13 protein-coding genes and 3 rRNA genes are annotated in these 19559 nt (G+C 64.6%); 8 read left to right on the top strand and 8 right to left on the bottom strand.

Translation table 11 applies throughout. The features are described 5' to 3' along the window. Positions 1-281: 281 nt before the first annotated feature. The 3 genes from KXD97_RS29820 to rrf all read left to right on the top strand — a co-directional run bounded on the left by KXD97_RS29820 (position 282) and on the right by rrf (position 5600). A 16S ribosomal RNA gene (locus KXD97_RS29820) occupies positions 282-1803 on the top strand. Positions 1804-2250: 447 nt separating this feature from the next. Beyond that, a 23S ribosomal RNA gene (locus KXD97_RS29815) occupies positions 2251-5375 on the top strand. Between the two features lie 111 nt (positions 5376-5486). Continuing rightward, a 5S ribosomal RNA gene (gene rrf / locus KXD97_RS29810) occupies positions 5487-5600 on the top strand. Together the 16S, 23S and 5S rRNA genes form the textbook arrangement of a ribosomal RNA operon. Before the next feature lie 253 nt (positions 5601-5853). Here rrf and KXD97_RS29805 read toward each other — a convergent pair. From KXD97_RS29805 to KXD97_RS29775, 7 genes are all read right to left on the bottom strand, one after another. Further along, positions 5854-6360, bottom strand: a complete 507-nt coding sequence (locus KXD97_RS29805; protein ID WP_313901391.1) for a methylated-DNA--[protein]-cysteine S-methyltransferase — start codon at positions 6358-6360, stop codon at positions 5854-5856. Continuing rightward, a complete protein-coding gene (locus tag KXD97_RS29800) occupies positions 6357-7844 on the bottom strand; it encodes a DNA-3-methyladenine glycosylase 2 family protein (protein WP_260754614.1) in 1488 nt (495 codons plus the stop codon). Before KXD97_RS29800 ends, KXD97_RS29805 begins: the two co-directional genes overlap by 4 nt. 131 nt (positions 7845-7975) lie before the next feature. After that, on the bottom strand, positions 7976-8908 hold the full coding sequence (locus KXD97_RS29795; protein ID WP_260758215.1) for a LysR family transcriptional regulator: 933 nt from the start codon (positions 8906-8908) through the stop codon (positions 7976-7978). A 67-nt stretch (positions 8909-8975) separates the two neighbouring features. Further along, positions 8976-11318: a CoA transferase gene (locus tag KXD97_RS29790; protein WP_260754613.1), complete on the bottom strand. Its 2343-nt coding sequence runs from the start codon at positions 11316-11318 to the stop codon at positions 8976-8978. A 4-nt stretch (positions 11319-11322) separates the two neighbouring features. Then, the gene (locus tag KXD97_RS29785; RefSeq protein WP_260754612.1) at positions 11323-12525 is read right to left on the bottom strand and encodes an acyl-CoA dehydrogenase family protein; all 1203 of its coding nucleotides are present in this window, start codon (positions 12523-12525) and stop codon (positions 11323-11325) included. A 3-nt stretch (positions 12526-12528) separates the two neighbouring features. Then, complete coding sequence (locus KXD97_RS29780; RefSeq protein WP_260754611.1) at positions 12529-13644, bottom strand: acyl-CoA dehydrogenase family protein; 1116 nt, start codon at positions 13642-13644, stop codon at positions 12529-12531. Between the two features lie 152 nt (positions 13645-13796). After that, a complete protein-coding gene (locus KXD97_RS29775; protein WP_260754610.1) occupies positions 13797-15407 on the bottom strand; it encodes an adenylate/guanylate cyclase domain-containing protein in 1611 nt (536 codons plus the stop codon). Positions 15408-15454: 47 nt separating this feature from the next. On the opposite strand from KXD97_RS29775, the gene nucS reads away from it, so the two are divergent. Both nucS and KXD97_RS29765 read left to right on the top strand, forming a co-directional pair. Further along, positions 15455-16126: an endonuclease NucS gene (gene nucS / locus KXD97_RS29770; RefSeq protein WP_260754609.1), complete on the top strand. Its 672-nt coding sequence runs from the start codon at positions 15455-15457 to the stop codon at positions 16124-16126. Further along, positions 16126-16419, top strand: a complete 294-nt coding sequence (locus tag KXD97_RS29765; RefSeq protein WP_260754608.1) for a hypothetical protein — start codon at positions 16126-16128, stop codon at positions 16417-16419. The genes nucS and KXD97_RS29765 overlap by 1 nt, the downstream gene beginning before the upstream one ends. Here the strand turns inward: KXD97_RS29765 and mce are convergent. Continuing rightward, positions 16416-16895, bottom strand: a complete 480-nt coding sequence (gene mce, locus KXD97_RS29760) for a methylmalonyl-CoA epimerase (protein ID WP_260754607.1) — start codon at positions 16893-16895, stop codon at positions 16416-16418. The genes KXD97_RS29765 and mce overlap by 4 nt on opposite strands. Positions 16896-16988: 93 nt before the next feature. Here mce and KXD97_RS29755 point away from each other — a divergent pair, with 93 nt between their 5' ends. From KXD97_RS29755 to KXD97_RS29745, 3 genes are read left to right on the top strand one after another with little or no spacing between them, the layout of a single operon-like run. Continuing rightward, a complete protein-coding gene (locus tag KXD97_RS29755; RefSeq protein WP_260754606.1) occupies positions 16989-18170 on the top strand; it encodes an acetyl-CoA C-acetyltransferase in 1182 nt (393 codons plus the stop codon). 51 nt (positions 18171-18221) lie between these two features. Beyond that, positions 18222-18605 (top strand): DUF3817 domain-containing protein, encoded by a 384-nt coding sequence (locus KXD97_RS29750; protein WP_260758214.1) that lies wholly within the window; start codon positions 18222-18224, stop codon positions 18603-18605. Between the two features lie 12 nt (positions 18606-18617). Then, positions 18618-19514 carry a tetratricopeptide repeat protein gene (locus KXD97_RS29745; RefSeq protein ID WP_260754605.1) on the top strand — a complete coding sequence of 299 codons (897 nt, stop codon included), beginning with the start codon at positions 18618-18620 and terminating at the stop codon, positions 19512-19514. Positions 19515-19559: the final 45 nt, after the last annotated feature.

The following is a 19559-nucleotide window of genomic DNA, read 5'->3' as shown; positions in this document are numbered from 1 at the left end:
TAATCGAGTCGCCGCGGAAACGCGGAGAACAGAGTCTTGACTAGCTGGACGAGATAGTTTAAGCTGGCAGGGTTGCCCTGAAAAGGGTCGGTCACAAGACTCGGGCGTGTTGTTTGAGAACTCAATAGTGTGTTTGGTGGTTTTTGTTTGTTGTTTTTTGGCCTGCCTCTTTTTCCCGTTTAGGGGTGGGTTGTTTTTGGATGCCAGTTTTTGGTGTCTTGTTTGATGATCGGATTTCTCTGATTGTGAATTCTGCCTGCACTTTTTGGTGTGGGGGTTTTTGTTTGGAGAGTTTGATTCTGGCTCAGGACGAACGCTGGCGGCGTGCTTAACACATGCAAGTCGAACGGAAAGGCCCTTCGGGGTACTCGAGTGGCGAACGGGTGAGTAACACGTGGGTGATCTGCCCTGCACTTTGGGATAAGCCTGGGAAACTGGGTCTAATACCGAATACACCCTTCTGGCTGCATGGTCTGGGAGGGGAAAGCTTTTGCGGTGTGGGATGGGCCCGCGGCCTATCAGCTTGTTGGTGAGGTTATGGCTTACCAAGGCGACGACGGGTAGCCGGCCTGAGAGGGTGACCGGCCACACTGGGACTGAGATACGGCCCAGACTCCTACGGGAGGCAGCAGTGGGGAATATTGCACAATGGGCGCAAGCCTGATGCAGCGACGCCGCGTGAGGGATGACGGCCTTCGGGTTGTAAACCTCTTTCGCCAGGGACGAAGCGCAAGTGACGGTACCTGGAGAAGAAGGACCGGCCAACTACGTGCCAGCAGCCGCGGTAATACGTAGGGTCCGAGCGTTGTCCGGAATTACTGGGCGTAAAGAGCTCGTAGGTGGTTTGTCGCGTTGTCCGTGAAAACTCACAGCTCAACTGTGGGCGTGCGGGCGATACGGGCAGACTGGAGTACTGCAGGGGAGACTGGAATTCCTGGTGTAGCGGTGGAATGCGCAGATATCAGGAGGAACACCGGTGGCGAAGGCGGGTCTCTGGGCAGTAACTGACGCTGAGGAGCGAAAGCGTGGGGAGCGAACAGGATTAGATACCCTGGTAGTCCACGCCGTAAACGGTGGGTACTAGGTGTGGGTTTCCTTCCTTGGGATCCGTGCCGTAGCTAACGCATTAAGTACCCCGCCTGGGGAGTACGGCCGCAAGGCTAAAACTCAAAGAAATTGACGGGGGCCCGCACAAGCGGCGGAGCATGTGGATTAATTCGATGCAACGCGAAGAACCTTACCTGGGTTTGACATGCACAGGACGCCGGCAGAGATGTCGGTTCCCTTGTGGCCTGTGTGCAGGTGGTGCATGGCTGTCGTCAGCTCGTGTCGTGAGATGTTGGGTTAAGTCCCGCAACGAGCGCAACCCTTATCTTATGTTGCCAGCGCGTAATGGCGGGGACTCGTGAGAGACTGCCGGGGTCAACTCGGAGGAAGGTGGGGATGACGTCAAGTCATCATGCCCCTTATGTCCAGGGCTTCACACATGCTACAATGGCCGGTACAAAGGGCTGCGATGCCGTGAGGTGGAGCGAATCCTTTCAAAGCCGGTCTCAGTTCGGATCGGGGTCTGCAACTCGACCCCGTGAAGTCGGAGTCGCTAGTAATCGCAGATCAGCAACGCTGCGGTGAATACGTTCCCGGGCCTTGTACACACCGCCCGTCACGTCATGAAAGTCGGTAACACCCGAAGCCGGTGGCCTAACCCCTTGTGGGAGGGAGCCGTCGAAGGTGGGATCGGCGATTGGGACGAAGTCGTAACAAGGTAGCCGTACCGGAAGGTGCGGCTGGATCACCTCCTTTCTAAGGAGCACCACGAGAATCAGGCCCGCCCACATCGTGTGGGGGTTCGGTGATCTGATCGATTCGTTGGATGGCCCTGGCCTGTAGTGGGTTTCAGGGTCTGGTGCAGGCAACAGACATTGGCGCATGGGTAGGGAAATGCCGTGCGCGGCTGCCAGACACACTATTGGGCTTTGAGACAACAGGCCCTGCAGCCCCGTTGGGGGGTGGCCATTGCCCGTTGGGGTGGTGGAGCGTGTTGTTGCCCTGCTTTGGTGGTGGGGTGTGGTGTTTGATTTGTGGATAGTGGTTGCGAGCATCGAGATGATGGCTTGTATGAGGGCCTGTCTTCCTTTGTGGGGGTGGGTTTTCTTGTGTGGGTTGTCATTTCATGTAATGCAAATTTTTCTGATACTCGCATGCATCTCGTTGTGGGGTGTGTGTGGGTGACTCATTTTTGGTTTTGTGTTGTAAGTGTTTAAGGGCGCATGGTGGATGCCTTGGCACTGGGAGCCGATGAAGGACGTGGGAGGCTGCGATATGCCTCGGGGAGCTGTCAACCGAGCGTGGATCCGAGGATGTCCGAATGGGGAAACCCGGCACGAGTGATGTCGTGTCACCCAACGCTGAATATATAGGCGTTGGGGGGGAACGCGGGGAAGTGAAACATCTCAGTACCCGTAGGAAGAGAAAACAAAAGTGATTCCGTGAGTAGTGGCGAGCGAAAGCGGAGGATGGCTAAACCGTGTGCATGTGATACCCGGCGGGGGTTGTGTGTGCGGTGTTGTGGGGTCTGTGTTCTGGTCCGCCGCCGTGGGCAGCAGCAGTGAGAAAATCAGGTGTTAGGCGAAGTGGCCTGGGATGGTCTGCCGTAGTGGGTGAGAGCCCCGTAGTCGAAAACTCCTGATCTGCTGTCACAGGTTTCCCCGAGTAGCAGCGGGCCCGTGGAATCTGCTGTGAATCTGCCGGGACCACCCGGTAAGCCTGAATACTTCCCAGTGACCGATAGCGGATGAGTACCGTGAGGGAATGGTGAAAAGTACCCCGGGAGGGGAGTGAAATAGTACCTGAAACCGTGCGCTTACAATCCGTCAGAGCCTTCGTTTTTGCGTGGGGTGATGGCGTGCCTTTTGAAGAATGAGCCTGCGAGTCAGGGACATGTCGCGAGGTTAACCCGGGTGGGGTAGCCGTAGCGAAAGCGAGTCTGAATAGGGCGTATCCGCACAGTTGTGTGTGGTGTAGTGGTGTGTTCTGGACCCGAAGCGGAGTGATCTACCCATGGCCAGGGTGAAGCGCGGGTAAGACCGCGTGGAGGCCCGAACCCACTTAGGTTGAAGACTGAGGGGATGAGTTGTGGGTAGGGGTGAAAGGCCAATCAAACTCCGTGATAGCTGGTTCTCCCCGAAATGCATTTAGGTGCAGCGTCGCAGTGTTCGTGTCGGAGGTAGAGCTACTGGATGGCCGATGGGCCCCACAGGGTTACTGACGTCAGCCAAACTCCGAATGCCGACACGGTGTAATGCGGCAGTGAGACGGCGGGGGATAAGCTCCGTGCGTCGAGAGGGAAACAGCCCAGATCGCCGGCTAAGGCCCCTAAGCGTGTGCTAAGTGGAAAAGGATGTGCAGTCGCGAAGACAACCAGGAGGTTGGCTTAGAAGCAGCCACCCTTGAAAGAGTGCGTAATAGCTCACTGGTCAAGTGATTGTGCGCCGATAATGTAGCGGGGCTCAAGCACACCGCCGAAGCCGCGGCAGCACACTTGTGTGCTGGGTAGGGGAGCGTCCTGCATCCGGTGAAGCAGCAGAGTGATCTAGCTGTGGAGGGTGTGGGAGTGAGAATGCAGGCATGAGTAGCGATAAGGCAAGTGAGAACCTTGCCCGCCGGAAGACCAAGGGTTCCTGGGCCAGGCCAGTCCGCCCAGGGTGAGTCGGGACCTAAGGCGAGGCCGACAGGCGTAGTCGATGGACAACGGGTTGATATTCCCGTACCCGTGTGTGAGCGTCCCTGATGAATCACCGGTACTAACCGCCCAAAAGGCGACAGATCAATCCCTTCGGGGAGCGACCGTCGCCGGCTGCGCGGGACCTTCGGTGGTAGTAGTCAAGCGATGGGGTGACGCAGGAAGGTAGCCGTACCGGTCAGTGGTAATACCGGGGTAAGCCTGTAGGGCGAGTGATAGGTAAATCCGTCACTCATGATGCCTGAGAGGTGATGCATAGCCGATTGAGGCGAATTCGGTGATCCTATGCTGCCGAGAAAAGCCTCTAGCGAGCGCACACACGGCCCGTACCCCAAACCAACACAGGTGGTCAGGTAGAGAATACCGAGGCGTACGAGTGAACTATGGTTAAGGAACTCGGCAAAATGCCCCCGTAACTTCGGGAGAAGGGGGACCCCCACACCGTCAAGGCCCTCGCGGCCGGCAGCGGGAGGGGGTGGCACAAACCAGTGAGAAGCGACTGTTTACTAAAAACACAGGTCCGTGCGAAGTCGCAAGACGATGTATACGGACTGACGCCTGCCCGGTGCTGGAAGGTTAAGAGGACCCGTTAACCCTTTCGGGGGTGAAGCGGAGAATTTAAGCCCCAGTAAACGGCGGTGGTAACTATAACCATCCTAAGGTAGCGAAATTCCTTGTCGGGTAAGTTCCGACCTGCACGAATGGCGTAACGACTTCTCAGCTGTCTCAACCATAGACTCGGCGAAATTGCATTACGAGTAAAGATGCTCGTTACGCGCGGCAGGACGAAAAGACCCCGGGACCTTCACTACAACTTGGTATTGGTGCTCGATACGGTTTGTGTAGGATAGGTGGGAGACTGTGAAGCCCTCACGCCAGTGAGGGTGGAGTCGTTGTTGAAATACCACTCTGATCGTATTGGGCCTCTAACCTCGGACCGTCTATCCGGTCCAGGGACAGTGCCTGGTGGGTAGTTTAACTGGGGCGGTTGCCTCCTAAAATGTAACGGAGGCGCCCAAAGGTTCCCTCAACCTGGACGGCAATCAGGTGTTGAGTGTAAGTGCACAAGGGAGCTTGACTGCGAGACGGACATGTCGAGCAGGGACGAAAGTCGGGACTAGTGATCCGGCACCTCTGAGTGGAAGGGGTGTCGCTCAACGGATAAAAGGTACCCCGGGGATAACAGGCTGATCTTCCCCAAGAGTCCATATCGACGGGATGGTTTGGCACCTCGATGTCGGCTCGTCGCATCCTGGGGCTGGAGCAGGTCCCAAGGGTTGGGCTGTTCGCCCATTAAAGCGGCACGCGAGCTGGGTTTAGAACGTCGTGAGACAGTTCGGTCTCTATCCGCCGCGCGCGTCAGAAGCTTGAGGAAACCTGTCCCTAGTACGAGAGGACCGGGACGGACGAACCTCTGGTCTACCAGTTGTCCCACCAGGGGCACCGCTGGATAGCCACGTTCGGACAGGATAACCGCTGAAAGCATCTAAGCGGGAAACCCCCTCCAAGACCAGGCTTCTCACCCATTTCAGTGGGATAAGGCCCCCCGCAGACCACGGGATCGATAGACCAGACCTAGAAGCCTCGCAAGAGGTGCAGGGAACTGGCACTAACCGGCCGAAAACTTACAACACCAACAAAACCTCGCAACCACAACCACAAACCACACCACCCCCACCACCAATAAACAAGGGGCTATAAACTTCCCCACCACGGGGATCACTCAAAAACGAGTGAATACAGTTACGGCGGTCCATAGCGGCAGGGAAACGCCCGGTCCCATCCCGAACCCGGAAGCTAAGCCTGCCAGCGCCGATGATACTACCCACACGGGTGGAAAAGTAGGACACCGCCGAACACAAATTGACCTGTGCCCCCCAATTCTGTTGGGGGGCACAGGCATTTGTGCATCCGGTGAAATCTGCCGTCTACGTTCGGGTGAAAGTGTGGGTATTCGCCCGCTTCATTTTGTGGTTATGTCGCTCGGCTTAGAGGGGCAATTCATCGTCACTTCTTCGGCTCTCGGGGAGCTGTGGCGGCCTTTTTAGACGAGTAATGCGGAACCGACGCTGTCCTTTGTCCGGTGATTGGTGTGGGACTGCCGGCACCTCTTAATCGAATAGCGTCAGAATCGCCGGCGCGTTATTGCGCTCCATGCCCAGAAGCGTCTTCTTGCGGTCCAATCCGCCTCCGTAGCCGGTGAGACTGCCATTGGCGCCGATCACGCGATGACACGGCACGATGATCCCGATCGGATTATGTCCATTGGCCAATCCGACCGCCCTGAAGGCCCCCGGAGCGTCGATCTGCCTGGCGATGTCGCCGTACGACCTCGTCTCGCCGTAGGGGATCGTCAGCAGCGCCTCCCATACTCGCCGCTGAAAGGGCGTGCCGAGCAGTTCGAGCGTCAAGTCGAAGTCCCGGCGGGTGCCACCGAAGTACTCCTGCAACTGCGTCACGGCATCGGCGAATGCGTCATCGTCCCGTTCCCAGCCGGCACGGTCCGGTTCGTATGTCTGGTCCACCATCCGCAGGTGACGCAATCGTCCCGCGGTCCCGGCGAGTGTCAGCAAGCCCACCGGGCTGTCCATCGTTCGGTACTGCGCCACGTCCCTCATTTCGTCTTCGGCGGCCACTGATTGACGCTGTGATCGAGTGCGGTCCAGAGGTGCTGCGTCGCATACGAACGCCAAGGGCGCCAGCGGGTACTGCGCTCGGCGAGTCCGCGGGGGGTCGCCGGTAGGCCGATCTGTTTGGCCGCCACGGCCACACCGAGGTCGGTGCCGGGGAAGGCGTCGGGATCGCCGAGCCCTCGCATGGCGATCATCTCCGTCGACCACGGACCGATGCCGGGCAGCGTGAGAAGCTGCGCGCGGGCGGCGTCCCAGTCGCAGCCCGGGTCGAGCACCACGGCGCCGTCGGTGAGCGCGCTCACCAGCGCATGGAGGCTACGCCGGCGCGCCGCGGGGAACGCCAAATGGTCCGGGTCGATGGCGGAAAGCTCTGTCACGGAGGGGAACACGTGGGTGAGGCCGCCGTCGGGATCGTCGATCGGGCGCCCGTACGCCTGGACGAGTCGGCTGGCGTGGGTGCGTGCCGCAGCCATCGACACCTGCTGGCCGAGGACGACCCGGACGGCGAGCTCGTGTTCGTCCACCGTCCGTGGAATACGCTGTCCCGGCGCCTTGGCCACCAGAGCGGCCAACCCCTCGTCGGCGCTCAGCGCGCTGACGACGGCCTCGGGATCGGCGTCGAGGTCGAGCAGGCGCCGGCAACGCGCGATCGCCGCCGACAGGTCACGGAAATCGTCGACGACGAGCCGGCATCGCACATGGTCGGGGTGGGGTGTCAGGCTTGCGATGCCCCGGCCGTTCGGCAACCGCAGAGTCCTGCGGTAGGTCCCTTCTTTGACTTCCTCCACTCCCGGTACGGCGCTTGCCGCCAGATGGCCGAACAGGCCCTCGTAGGCGAACGGCGCCCGCACGGGCAACCGCAGGGACACCACGCCGGTTCCGCCGTCACCGCCCCCGCCGCGGCGGGCCCTGGCGCGGCGGCGAAGCATCGTGGGGGTCATGTCGCAGACTGCGCGGACGGTGTCGTTGAACTGCCGGATGCTGGAGAACCCCGCCGCATACGCGGCGTCGGTGAAGGGCATGTCCGTGGTCTCGATCAGCACCCGGGCCATCTGGGCGCGCTGGGCGCGCGCCAGCCCGAGAGGGGTCGCTCCCACCTCGGACTGGGTGAGCCGTTCCAGCTGACGCACGGTGTATCCCAACCGCGCGGCCAGGCCGGCGACTCCTTCCCGGTCAACCGTCCCGTCGGTGATCAGCCGCATCGCGCGGGCGACGACGTCTCCGCGCATGTTCCATTCCGGTGAACCCGGTGACGCGTCGGGCCTGCATCGCTTGCACGCCCGGAAACCCGCCCGCTGGGCGGCCGCCGCGGTCGGATAGAAGCGCAGGTTGTGTGCGTACGGGGGTCGGACCGGGCAACTCGGCCGGCAATAGATCCCTGTGGTGAGCACAGCGGTGACGAACCAGCCGTCGAACCGGGCATCCTTGGATTGCACGGCCCGGTAGCAGCGGTCGAAGTCGGTGTGCACGCATCGACGATGACACGTGGGCCAGGGGTAGAACTAGCGGAAAAACGACATCGTCGTTCGCGGTCCCGCCGGTCCGCGTTGTTCTGGGGCGAACACATTTAGGTCGCCACCTAAGGGCGGTGTGCCGGAGTTCAGGCGCCGCGGTGCACCGGACCCAACCGGTCGGCGATCTGCTCGACGGTCAACTCGACCTCGGCGAGCCGCGCCTGCACCCGCTCGGGTACCCAGGAGAGTGCGATTTCCGCAGGGCCCCAGGTGCTTTCGTCGACGGGAATCAACTTGAACTCCGGCGGAGAGAAGATCTTGCCGATGAACGAGTCCGGGGCGTAGCTGACCACCGCGACCAGATGCCGGTTGAACACCTGGGTGGCCATCTCCACCTCGCCGCCACGCTGGTTGGTGGTGCGCACGATGCGGTGGATGCCCCTGCGGTTGAGCCGACGCGTGAGGCCGGCCAGCACCACCGGGTTGGGTCGGGCGAAGTCGATGGCGACTTCACGGTCGCGCAGTTCCTCGATGGACACCAGGTCCTTGGCCGCAAGCGGGTCGTCGAACCGGACGGCGATCCCGCCCTGGTAGCTGGCCACCACCTTGTGCCGGAGCCGCTTGTCGGTGGCGGGCAGGTGGATCAGACCGAGTTCGGACTGCCCGGCGATCAGCTTGGCGGTGACCTCGGCGGCGGAACCCGGCACGCTGAACTCGGTCGGTACCGGCAGTCCCGCGATGACGGCTTCCAGTTCGGCGAGAAGGTCCGAGGGGGCATAGGCCGTCGCGCTGACCCGGATCGGCGCCAGGCCGCGCACCCCGCGGGTCGCGGCCGACCTGAAGTCCTCAACCTGGCGCAGGATCTCGCGCGCCGGACCCACCAACTGCCGGCCGAGCGGGCTGAGTCGCACCTCGTGGTAGCCGCGTTCGAACAACGGTCCGCCGAGTTCTTTCTCCAGCAGCTTGATCTGCTTGCTCAGCGGCGGAGGCGTGATCATCAACTTGTCGGCAGCGCGCTTGAAATGCAGTTCGTCCGCGACAGCGACGAAATACCTGAGCCTGGTGAAGTCGATGTCCATTCCCGTCGCATCCGCATGTGGGGCTGCTGCCACCTGGAATGCTACGAGATCGGCGCCGCCGCCCTGATCACGGCTGGGCGGGGACCCCCACCACCGGGCTCTCCAGCACACCGCGCTCCAGTAGCGCAGCGATCTCGGCGGCGTCGAGCCCGAGCAGTTCGGTGGCGATCTCGGCGGTCTGCTCACCGAGCAACGGCGCCTGTCCCAGCGGCGGGTCGGGCACGTGATCGCAGTGGATCTGGACGTTCTCCATCATGAACGGCTCGGTTCCATGCGGGTGCAGTTCCTCGCGGAACGCGCGGCGCTGCTCGTAGTAGCCCCACCCCGGGATCTCATGGGCGTGCAGCACCGCGCCGGCCGGTACACCCGCGGCCTGCAATACGGTCATCGCGTCCAGATGCGACCGTTGCGCGGTCCAGACGCGCACGGCCTCGTCCAGCGAGGCAGACTGTTGCGCGGAGTGGCCCACGACGCCGGCCAGCGCGCGGCGGTCGGTGTCGTCGCGCACGGTGATCGCGACCCACTGGTCGTCACCGGCGGTGCGATACAGGCCCCACGGGCTGTCCGCGGCCACCGTGCCGGTGTCGGTGTGCCCTGCGCGCTGCAGCGCATCGGCGGCGATGTCGGCGGCGAGGTGGCTCAGCATCACCTCAGCCTGCGAGATGCTGGCCGCGCCGCCCTCGCCGGTGCGCTCGCGCCGCAGCAGCAACGCCAGTGCCGACAGCGTCCCGATCCGCGCGGCCACGTGGTCGGGGTAGACGGTGACGGTGTCGCAGAACGTGTCGACTTCGCCCGGGTAGGTCCACAGATTCGTGAAACCCACCGCGGCGCGCACCAGCGGGCCGTAGCCCAACCGCTTGGCCCACGGGCCCGTCGGGCCGAACGCGGAACTGTCGACCACCACGATGTTCGGGTTGATCCGGCGCAGCGTCGCGTAGTCCATTCCGAGTGCTTCGGCCACACCTGGCTTGTAGTTCGTCAGCACCACATCCGACTGCGTCACGAGTCGGTGCGCGAGTTCCCGGCCCTCCTCCAGGCGCAGGTCGATGCCGATCGACCGCTTGTTTCGGTGGCCCGCCGCGAACGGCTGCGTCATCGCTGTCGGTCTGCCGATCCGCAGGCCGTCCATATGTGCGGAATGTTCGATCTTGACCACGTCGGCGCCGAGGTCACCGAAAAGCCTTGCGGTGTCGGCTCCGACGACGATCACGCCGAGATCGAGGACGCGGACACCGCCGAGCGGCAGACCCTGGCCCTGGCGGTCGCGAGCGGCCAGCAGCGGCGCCTCCGACGGGCGCGGTGCCGCGGTCGCCGGCACGTTCAGCGCGCTGGCCCGATGGCCGTCGATCTCGCTGACGCCCGCCGGAATCGGCGCCACCACACCGGGGGCCAGTTCCGCGTCGTGGAAGAAACCGCGGGTGGTGAAGTGTTCGGCATCGAGTGCTTCCGACAGCGTGAGAACCGCCGCCGCGGGCACACCGTGCGCCTGGCACTGAGTTTCCAGTTCCGCGCGCGTCTTGTCGGCGCAGAAGCGTTCGATCGCTTCGAGAAGATGTGGTGACCTGAAACGCTTTCCGAGCTTGTCGTAGGACGGATCGGCGAACTCTTCGGGCTTGCCCATCAACGTGAACATGCCGTGCCACTGCCGCTTCGACAGGATGCAGATGCGAACGTGCCCGTCCTTGCATCCGATGATCGGGTAGCGCTGCTTCTCGGCATTCCAGTCGCGCTGCTGGGCGCTGACCGCGACACCGGCCGACGCGCTGCCCGCAGACCCGAACGGCGGATCGAGGGCCTGCATCGCGCCGTCGAGGACCGCGAAGTCGATCAGATCGCCTTCGCCGGTGCGTAACCGGTCCAGGAACACACTCAGCGTCATCACCGCGGCCTGCCCGGCCGCCACCTGGTACGGCAGATCTGCGGGTGGGATCAGCGGCTCCCGCCCGGGAATGCCGGACCGCGACAGCTCGCTCGAAAGTGCGTGCAGCACAGGGCCAGTCGCCTGCCACGTGCGGTACTCCGAATCGCGCCCGAAATCACTGATCGACAGGATCACCAGATCGGGGTGCTGGGCGCGGATGGTGCGCACCTCCAGAGCCGCCTCGGCCTGCGAGCCGGGACGGGTGTTCTCGATCAGGATGTCGGCGCGGTCGAGCAGTCCGGCGAACGTCTGCCGGCCGGCCGGAGTCGACGCGTCCACCTCGACGACGGGCATGCCGTTGCGGTTGATCGCGGTGCCGATCGGCACGCCGTCGATGTACGGGCCGACCGTCGCATCGTCGGTGATGCCATGCAGCTGTACCACGGTGATCTCGGCGCCCAGGTCGGCGAGAAGGCGCGCGACAGCTGTCATCGGACCGGTGCTCAGATCAAGGATCCGAACACCGGAAAGCGGTGGGTCGTAACTCATCTGATCAGTTCTTCCGGATCTCGCGGAACGCGATGTCGCGGTCGACTTCGGGCTCCTTGGGCAGCCCGAGGACCCGCTCGCCGATGATGTTGCGCTGAATCTGGTCGGTGCCGCCACCGATCGAGGTGAAGAACGCGTTGAGCGTCAGGAAGTTGACGTCGTCGGCCTCCGGGTTCTCGGCCCCGGCCAGCAGCGCCTGGGCGCCGATGATGTCGGTCTTCAACCGTGCCTCGGCGTGCAGGATGGCAGACATGGCCAGCTTGCCCAGCGACATGACCGGGCTGGAGGTCCCCTGCTTGGCGTCGGCCTTGGCGCGAGCATTGTTGAGACTGTTCAGTTCTCGCAATGCCAGCACGTCGGCCAGCGACCGGCGGATCGCGGCGACGTCGAGACGGCCATGCTCGCGGGCCAGTTCGACCAGGCCGTTGGCCTTGGAGCTGTTGCGGCCGATCCGACTGCTGGAACCCATGATGGAGCGCTCGTAGGCCAGGGCGGTCTGCAGCACTCGCCAGCCGTTGCCGACGCCGCCGACGACGTAGGCGTCGGGCACCAACGCATCGGTGATGAACACCTCGTTGAAGTGCGATTCACCGGTGATCTGGATGAGCGGGCGCACCTCGATACCGGGCTGCTTCATCGGCACGATGAAGAACGTGATGCCCTGGTGCTTGGGCACATCCCAGTCGGTCCGCGCGATCAACAGCGCGTAGTCGCAGGTCTGTGCACCTGAGGTCCACACCTTCTGGCCGTTGATGGTCCACTGGTCGCCGTCGCGCACCGCGGTGGTACGCACACCGGCCAGATCCGAACCGGCGCCGGGCTCGCTGTAGAGCAGACAGGTGCGCGACTTCTCGGTCAGGAAGTCCCGCAGCAGATCGGCCTTGAGTCGATCGGTGCCGAACGCGAGCGTCGTGTTGGCCGGGATGCTGAACTGGTCCTGGCAGGCGCCGGGCGCGCGGACCGCGCGGAACTCCTCGGCGATCACCTTGGCCAGCTTGTTGGGGTACGCCCGTCCGTACCATTCGGTGGGGTAGGTGGGTGCGCCGTAGCCGGCCTCGACAACCTTGTCCAGCCACGCGATCCGCTCGGGCGGGCTGACCCACGGGTCATCGGACTTGGGCAGCGTGACACCGGTCCAGTTCTGGGCCAGCCATTGGCGGACCTCGGCGCGCAGTTCGTCGGAGCCGGGCAGATTGTTGTCGCTCATTTCTCATGCGCCCTTCGAGAGCAGGTAGCGTTCGCGGTGCGAAGCCGAGCCGCCGAACAGTTGCAGGCTGCTGCGGGCCCGACGGACGTACAGGTGGGCGGGGTGCTCCCAGGTGAAGCCGATGCCGCCGTGCATCTGTACCGCAGCCATGGCGGTCTTCACATAGGCCTCGGCGCAGGCGAACCCGGCCAGCGCGACGGCCCCGGCACGCGCCTCGGCAGTGCTGTCGGCCGTGTCGTCGGTGGAGGCGAGCTGTGCCGCGGCGTTTCGCGCCGCCGAGGTAGCCGACTCGACCTCCAACAGCAGATCGGCAGCCATGTGCTTGAGTGCCTGGAAGCTACCGATCGCCCGGCCGAACTGGAACCGGGTCTTGAGGTAGGAGATGGTGATGTCGAAGATGCGCCGCGTGCCGCCGACCTGCTCACCGGCCGACGCGACCACTGCGAAGTCCAATGCCTCCTGGACGGCCTCCCAGCCCGCGGTGCCGAGGCGGCGCGCGGGGGTGTTGGTGAACGTGTAGGTGGACAGACGCACGGTCGGGTCGAACACGGTGACCGCGGCCCGGTCGAAACCTGTTGCGGCCGTGTCCACCTCGAACACGCCGACACCGTCGTCGGTGCGGGCGACGACCAGCACGACGTCGGCGACCTGCCCCCACGTGACGTAGTGCGCGGCGCCGGTGAGGGTGCCGTCGGCACCCGCTTGCACGTCCACGCCGTCGGCCGTCCACGAACCGGTCCGGCCTGTCAGGGCCACGGTGCCGATGGCAGCGCCGTCGGCCAGAGAGGGCAGCAATCGCTGCTTGTCCTCGTCGGAACCCGCTGCGTTGATCAATGCGACGGTCAGCACGGCGCTGGAGATGAACGGTCCCGGAAGCAGCGCGGCGCCGGTCTCCTCGGCGACGGCTTCGAGTTCCAGAGCACCGAAACCCAGCCCGCCGAAGTCGGCGTCGACGAGCATGCCCAGCACACCCTGATCGGCCAATCGACCCCACAGTTCGCGATCGAAGCCCTCCTCGGAGTTCATCACCCGCCGCACGTCGGCCTCGGTGCACTTGTCGGCCAACAGTTCACCGACCGCACTGCGCAGCTCCGCGCGCTCGGCCACACTGATCGTCATCCTCAACCGCCTCTCCCGGCTCGTCCCCACCATGCTCGACGTCGTTGGCCGTCGCTGTACATCACGAATCCGGACACCGACCGATTTCCGGTTGGGACATGCCGATCCGGGGCAGGTTTGCCAACCGAGGCGGTCCCGTCCTTCGCGGTGACCTACGGTTCACCGGCCGGGGTGGCCAGCCGCGTGGGCTGATCGTGCCCGCGCAGCGTCACGGTCTCACCCAGCTGCCAGTGCGCACGCTCGGACTCGGTCGCGCCCTCGACCGCGTCGGCCGAGGCCACCAGCAGGTGAGGCTCGTTCTTGGCCAGTTCGCTCAATCTCGCGGCTTCGTTGACCGGCTCACCGATCACCGTGTACTCGAAACGTTCCTTGGCCCCGACATTGCCCGCCACCACCTGGCCGGCCGCTACGCCGATGCCCGCGGCGCACTCCGGCACCTCGGTGCGCAGCCGCCGCGCCATCGCGCGGGCTGCCGAGAGCGCCTCGGTCTCGGCGTTGTCCAGCGCGACGGGCGCGCCGAACACCGCCAGGACCGCGTCGCCCTCGAACTTGTTCACCAGCCCGTGGTGGTTGTCGACCTCGTCGACGACCACGTCGAAGAACCGGTTGAGCAACTCGACGACCTCGGCGGCGGGCCTGCTCGTGACGAGCTGGGTGGAACCGATGATGTCGATGAAGATGACGGCCGCGTGGCGTTCCTCGCCGCCGAGTTCTATCTGCTGCTTCTCGGCGGCCAGGGCGACTTCGCGGCCGACGTGCCGGCCGAAAAGGTCGCGCACCCGCTCGCGTTCGCGTAAGCCGTGCACCATCGAGTTGAAGCCGCGCTGCAGCTCACCGAGTTCGGTGCCGTCGAACACCACCAGGTTGCAGTCCAGATCGCCGTCCTCCACGTGCTGGAGCGCGGCCCGCACGACGCGCACCGGGGTGGCGATGAGCCATGACAGCAGCCACATCAGGATCAACCCGAAGAGCAGGGCGACCAGCGCGATGATCATCACTGCTATGGCGAACTGCGTCGAGCTCAGATTCTGCAGGGCCAGCGCGAATATCGCGAGCAGCAGGATGCCGAGGACGGGCACCCCGGAACTCAGCAGCCACACGGTCATGGTCCGGCCCATCACACCGTGCGCCAGCCGGCGCGGCGGCCGGCCCGCCTCGAGCGCCTGCGCGGCGATCGGGCGCAACGCGAACTCGGTGATCATGTAACACGCGGTCGCGACCACGATGCCCGGAAAGCCCACCGCGAACAGGAACCGCGGGATGAAGGCCGTGTCCTGCAGGCCGTACAGCAGCGTCAGCAGCGCAGCGCCGAAACCCCAGAGCAGCAGCAGCATCTGCGCCACCCGCGACGGGGCGAGGAACACGTTGCGCTGATCGGTGCGCGTCGGGCTGCGCTCTTCGATCGCCCAGCGCAACGACCCGACGGTCCGCGAGGTGATCCACGCCGTGCCGAAAACCAGGGCCAGCACCATGTAGGCGGGCACGACGCCGAAGGTCAGCCACGCGGGGGCGTCGGAGAAGACACTGGGCACCGGGATGGCGACCGTGTTGAGCAACAGCGACACCGCGATGCCCAGGATGTTGGTGAACAGGAGAAGGATTGTCAGGATGACCTGGATGCGGACGCGTCGTCGGGCTTGGCTTTCCTCCGGCTTGCCCAGCAGCCAGGACCCGTAGTCCGGCGTCCCCAGCCGCCCGCTCTGTCGAGTCACCCTCTCCAGCACTCGGCCCAACCGATGCGGCACGCTCTTCGTCGCGTTCATTGTGGCGTCAGCCTAGTGACACTTCGTCCGACATCTATGGTGGTTCCGTGCGCCTCGTCATCGCCCAGTGCACCGTGGACTACGTCGGACGACTCACCGCTCACCTGCCTTCGGCCCGGCGGCTGTTGCTGTTCAAGGCAGACGGGTCGGTCAGTGTGCATGCCGACGACCGTGCCTACAAGCCCCTGAACTGGATGTCTCCCCCCTGCTGGATCATCGAGCAGCCCGACGGCGAAGCGCCGGTCTGGGTGGTCGAGAACAAGGCGGGGGAGCAGTTGCGGATCACGGTGGAGGGAATCGAGCACGACTCCTCCCATGAGTTGGGTGTCGACCCGGGTCTGGTCAAGGACGGCGTCGAGGCGCATCTGCAGGCCCTGCTGGCCGAGCACGTCGAACTGCTCGGCGCCGGCTACACATTGGTGCGTCGCGAGTACATGACCCCGATCGGGCCGGTCGACCTGCTGTGCCGGGACGAGCGGGGCCGCTCGGTCGCTGTGGAGATCAAGCGCCGGGGCGAGATAGACGGAGTCGAACAACTCACCCGCTACCTCGAGCTGCTTAACCGGGACTCGCTGCTGGCGCCGGTCGCCGGGGTGTTCGCCGCCCAGCAGATAAAACCGCAGGCCCGCACGCTGGCAACTGACCGTGGAATCCGTTGTGTGACTTTGGATTACGACAAGATGCGGGGCATGGACAACGACGAGTTCCGACTGTTCTGATGGGCAGGCGGCGCATTCCGCGCAGACGAGCGCCGGTGCGTGACCCGCTGCCCGCGCCGCGGCGCATCGAGGCGGGCGCCGACGGCTACGACTATGAGGTCCGCACGGTGCCGGGCGCGCGGGCGGCCAAGGCTTACCGGTGTCCGGGGTGCGATCACGAGATTCGGCCGGGCACGGCGCACGTCGTCGTGTGGCCGGTCGACGATCCGGAAGGGGTGGACGATCGGCGTCACTGGCACACGTCGTGCTGGACGCACCGCGCCACGCGCGGTCCGACCCGCCGGTGGTCCTAGTGCGCTGCCGAATCCTTGGCGGGCTCGACCAGCTCGATCAGCACGCCGCCGCCGTCCTTCGGATGGATGAAATTGATCCGCGAGTTCGCGGTGCCGCGCCGCGGGGTGTCGTACAGCAGCCGGACGCCCTGCTCACGCAGGCGCTCGCTGAGCGCGTCGATGTCGCTGGTTCGGTAGGCCAGCTGTTGCAGGCCGGGGCCCCGCTTGTCGATGAACTTGGCGATCGTCGAGGTCTCGTCCAGCGGCGACATCAACTGGATCTGTGCGCTGCCCACCGGCGCGCCGCGCACCGACAGCATCGCCTCGCGGACACCCTGCTCCTCGTTGATCTCCTCATGGAGCACGATCATGCCCAGGTGGTCGTGATACCACTTGATCGCCACGTCCAGATCGGGGACGGCGATGCCGACATGGTCAATCCCGGTCACCAGCGCGGTGGCCAATGCCGGACGGGCGTCAGTCTGCTCGGCGGTCATAACGTAAAGGTAACCTGACAAGATCAGTTTCGAATAGGCCGGTGCGCACGTATAGCCTCTTTCCAGCCATCCGAAACAAGTGTGGAGGTCGTCATGACGACGTCAGTGATCGTTGCTGGAGCGCGTACCCCGGTGGGCAAGCTGATGGGTTCGCTCAAGGATTTCAAGGGCAGTGATCTCGGTGCCGTGGCGATCGCCGGCGCGCTGGAGAAGGCGAACGTTCCCGCCTCCGCGGTCGAGTACGTGATCATGGGCCAGGTGTTGACGGCCGGCGCCGGCCAGATGCCGGCGCGGCAGGCTGCGGTGGCTGCCGGCATCCCGTGGGACGTGGCGTCGCTGACGATCAACAAGATGTGCCTGTCGGGCATCGATGCGATCGCGCTGGCCGATCAGCTGATCCGGGCGGGTGAGTTCGACGTCATCGTCGCCGGTGGTCAGGAGTCGATGACCCAGGCCCCGCACCTGCTGATGAACAGCCGGTCAGGGTACAAGTACGGCGACGTCACGGCGCTCGATCACCTGGCTTACGACGGTTTGCACGACGTGTTCACCGATCAGCCGATGGGCGCGCTGACCGAGCAGCGCAACGACGTCGACCGATTCACCCGCGCCGAGCAGGACGAGTACGCGGCGTCGTCGCATCAGAAGGCGGCCAGGGCGTGGAAGGACGGGGTCTTCGCCGACGAGGTGGTGCCCGTCAAGATCCCGCAGCGCAAGGGCGACCCGATCGAGTTCAGCGAGGACGAGGGCATCCGCGCCGATACCAGCGCCGAGTCGCTCTCGGGCCTGAAGCCCGCGTTCCGCAACGACGGCACCATCACCGCCGGTTCGGCGTCGCAGATCTCCGACGGCGCATGCACGGTCGTGGTGATGAGCAAGGCCAAGGCCGAGGAGTTGGGGCTGAGTTGGCTGTGCGAGATCGGTGCCCACGGCGTGGTGGCCGGTCCGGATTCGACGCTGCAGAGCCAGCCGGCCAACGCGATCAAGAAGGCGCTGACCAAGGAAGGCATCTCGGTCGACCAGCTCGACGTCGTCGAGATCAACGAGGCATTCGCCGCCGTGGCGCTCGCGTCGACCAAGGAGTTGGGGATCGACGCTGAGAAGGTGAACACCAACGGCGGCGCCATCGCTATCGGTCACCCGATCGGGATGTCCGGCGCGCGGATCACGCTGCACGCCGCGCTGGAGTTGGCTCGTCGCGGTTCGGGCTACGCGGTGGCCGCGCTGTGCGGCGCCGGCGGGCAGGGTGACGCCCTGATCCTGCGCAGGCCCTGAGCAACTCGCATCAACGACGCGGTGTAGTAGCTGGTCGTGCGGTCGGGCACAATGGCCGGCATGACTAGCGCTTACGACCTCCGCAGCGCGGCGGGCTGGTTCCGGTTGATCGCTTTTGCCGAGGCGGTCAGCTGGGTCGGACTGCTGCTCGGTATGTACTTCAAGTACCTGGGCTCACCGCAGACCGAGATCGGTGTGAAGGTGTTCGGCCCGGTGCACGGCGGCGTGTTCGTCGCGTTCGGGGTGGCCGCGCTCGTCGTCGGGATCTTGAACAAATGGGGTGTCGGGACGTGGTTGCTGGCGTTGCTGGGCAGCATCGTACCGTTAGGTAGTGTGATCTTCCTCATATGGGCTGATCGCAGTGGTCGGATGGGATCCCAGCCGGTTTCCGACGGGCTTCCTCGACCGGGCGCGCCGGTACCCGAAACGACGTGACAGACTTGAGATGTGACTCGACCTGGACCCCGAATTTCGTCTGCGCTGACGGGAGCTGTCGACCTGTCGGCGCTCAAGCAACGCCCCGCGGCCGGCGATAGCGCGCCGGCAGGGAACCCGGGTGGCGTGGAGATCACCGAAGCCAACCTCGAAGCCGAGGTGCTGGCGCGCTCCACCGAGGTGCCCGTCGTCGTGCTGCTGTGGTCGCCGCGCAGCGATTCCAGTGTCCAACTCGGTGAGGCGCTGTCCGCGCTGGCCGCCGCCGACGGCCCCAAGTGGGCCTTCGCCTCGGTCAATGTCGACACCACGCCGCGCGTCGCGCAGATGTTCGGTGTGCAGGCGGTGCCGACCGTTGTGGCGTTGGCCGCGGGCCGACCGCTGTCCAGTTTCGAGGGCATGCAGCCGCCCGAGCAGCTGCGGCGCTGGATCGACTCCCTGCTGAGCGCAACAGCCGGCAAGCTCGCCGGGGGTGCCGGCGATGCAGACGGCGCTGAAGCGGTCGATCCCGAGGTTGAGCAGGCGCGCGCCCATCTCGACGCCGGGGATTTCGACGCCGCACGCAACGCGTACCAGGCGATCCTCGACGCCGACCCGAATCATCCCGAGGCCAAGGGCGCAGTGCGTCAGATCGAGTTCCTGCAGCGTGCGACCACGCATTCCCGGGACGCGATCGCCGCGGCCGATGCGGCACCCGACGACATCGACGCCGCGTTCGCCGCCGCCGACGTCGAGGTCATGCAGCAGGATGTCGCCGCCGCGTTCGCGCGGCTGACCGCTCTGGTGAAGCGCACCGAAGGCGACGACCGCACCCGGGTGCGCACCCGCCTCATCGAGCTCTTCGATCTGTTCGACCCAGCCGACCCGGACGTCATCGCGGGGCGGCGCAATCTGGCCAACGCCCTCTACTGATCCCGCCGAAATCGCATTCCATGCGGCCCCGACTCGGGATTTGGC

This window comes from Mycobacterium sp. SMC-8, from assembly GCF_025263565.1.
Lineage (GTDB): Bacteria > Actinomycetota > Actinomycetes > Mycobacteriales > Mycobacteriaceae > Mycobacterium.
This window is presented reverse-complemented; position numbering and strand designations above follow the sequence as displayed.